General features: G+C 37.7%; 1 protein-coding gene. It reads right to left on the reverse strand.

Annotation, left to right across the window (positions count from 1 at the left end; all coding sequences use genetic code 11):
• The coding region (locus JMM81_RS22485; RefSeq protein ID WP_256243792.1) for a helix-turn-helix domain-containing protein at window positions 1–1,790 on the reverse strand (1,790 nt) is incomplete at its 3' end.
• Between the last annotated feature and the right edge of the window lie 292 nt (window positions 1,791–2,082).

The following is a 2,082-nucleotide window of genomic DNA, read 5'->3' on the forward strand; positions in this document are numbered from 1 at the left end:
ACAGCAAGCTGAACTTTTAGGTAATCCTCATAATTGTCAAAATCGACTTTCAATATGTCCTCAATTTTTTTAATTCGGTGATATAGAGTGTTCGGATGAATATGAAGACCTTTGGCAGTTACTGCCGCAGAGCCATTATTATGGACGTAACTGATAAGGGTATACAGAAGTTCTTTATATTTCTCCTGATCGGTCCATAAAAGGGCAAAGGTCTCAGCCAAGAATGATTCGATCTCATTTGATTGATGATGTAAAAAAAGACGGCCGATTCCCATTTCGCGAAAATGGAAAACTCCTTTTTTATTTTGTTTCTTCAAGTGAAGAAGGGCTTGTTCGGCTTTATTATGATTGTCCTCCGCTTGCCCAGGATAGTAAAGCCCTGTACTGATTCCTGCTTGAGCCACTACTGTATATCTTTTGTTCCACCGTTCAATGCTATCTGTAATCATTTTGATGAATCTTGATTGCTCTCCCTCATGATTGGTAGTGGAAAAAATGATAATTTTATTGTTGTAGCTAAATAGAAGGCTGTTTTCCACTGATAAGATTCGATTGAGACGAGTTAGAAAGGACTGGGTGTCATTTTCAAGAGCATGCGGATCGACATTTCCGGACAATTCAATGATAACGGTTTGAATAAAGCTTTGAGTATCAATGCCTAAATCCTTTGCTACCATTTCGGCTTGAAGAGGATTTTTAATTTTTAAGAATTCATGATATTGTTCAAAGGTTTTCCTATATAAAATATCGGTTCTTGATCTGATTTTCATAATTTCCAGAGTGAGGGTAGGAGCGCCCTGCTCAATAATTAAGCGATCGGTCATAGATAAGGGACCGTCTCCTTCTATGATCAGGCAGCCTAAAAATACCGATCCTGATCGGATAGGATGTACATAACAGGATATATCATCATGATCAGAAATGGATACATAAGCTGGCTTTGTTTTAGTACGAAAAAGGACAAAAAGATCTGCAATCACTTTTTCAAACGGAAGATTATTAACGGGATAACACTTTCCCTCGAGATAATCCGCATAAATAATCGTCTTTTCCATTAAATGATTCATCTCCATGATGATGGATTTCAACCCCCTGTTTTCTATGGATAACCGCGTTAGATGATTATGTATTTCAGTTCTCTGTAGCAATAGCTCATTTGTCTCTTCAAGCTTTGTTAATAAATGAGTGACTTCACCCAGGTTTTTCTGAACTTCTTCGTGAAGCTGGGCATTGTGAATGGCTACTGCAACGTGAGAGGCAAAGCTTTGAAGAAGCAGAAGATCTCTTTCACTAGGTAACTCTTCTCGATCAAAGCGATGAAAAGTCATGACACCAATTCGCTTACCCCCAAACATAATAGGTACAGACAAAAGAGATTTAATGGTTCTTTCGGATGCACCTGCAGCGTGTAAGATATTGAAATTGTCTTCACTTAAATCTTCCATACTGTCATAAATTTCCTTTGTGGTTCCAATCAATCGAACACAGCCGTCTCTATAGACTTTTCCAACAATGGACTCGCCGATACTTACTCGAAAGGAACTTATTTGCTCATTAAATCCGACGTATGACTTGATGATTAACTTCTTTGAACGCTCATCAAAGAGTTGGATGTACCCAGCGTCTGTGGATCTAAAGATAGTAATAGCGTAATGCATGATTTTCTTAAGTACGTCATCTAATTCGAGAGTCGAGGTGATGACACGGAAGCTTTCCATAAGAATTTCCATGTCATGCTGTACCTTTAACGAATCTGGATCTAAATGATGAAGCTCGGTTTCGTCTTTCAATATTCTTTTACCTCCCCTATGTTGAACTCAACAATTTATTCGGAAAAACATTGTGTAATCCAACATTGATTATTTATTATATATTTTATAATATTTAGTTAATTAAGAAAAGTCTTTTATTTTAATTAAAACGCTTTCAAACGAAGAGGAGAGGTGATTGCGGGAAAAGAAAATGTTTTGGAAATCCCTTTGCAAATGGCAATGGAGGATTTTGCTTACTATGTCACCGAACGACCGGGTCCTTCTTTCTGGTAGGGGGAATGAATCCGGCAATTCAGGTTACCTATCCTCA

The sequence above is a fragment of the Bacillus sp. V3B genome (assembly GCF_024494465.1).
Lineage (GTDB): Bacteria > Bacillota > Bacilli > Bacillales > Cytobacillaceae > Bacillus_BD.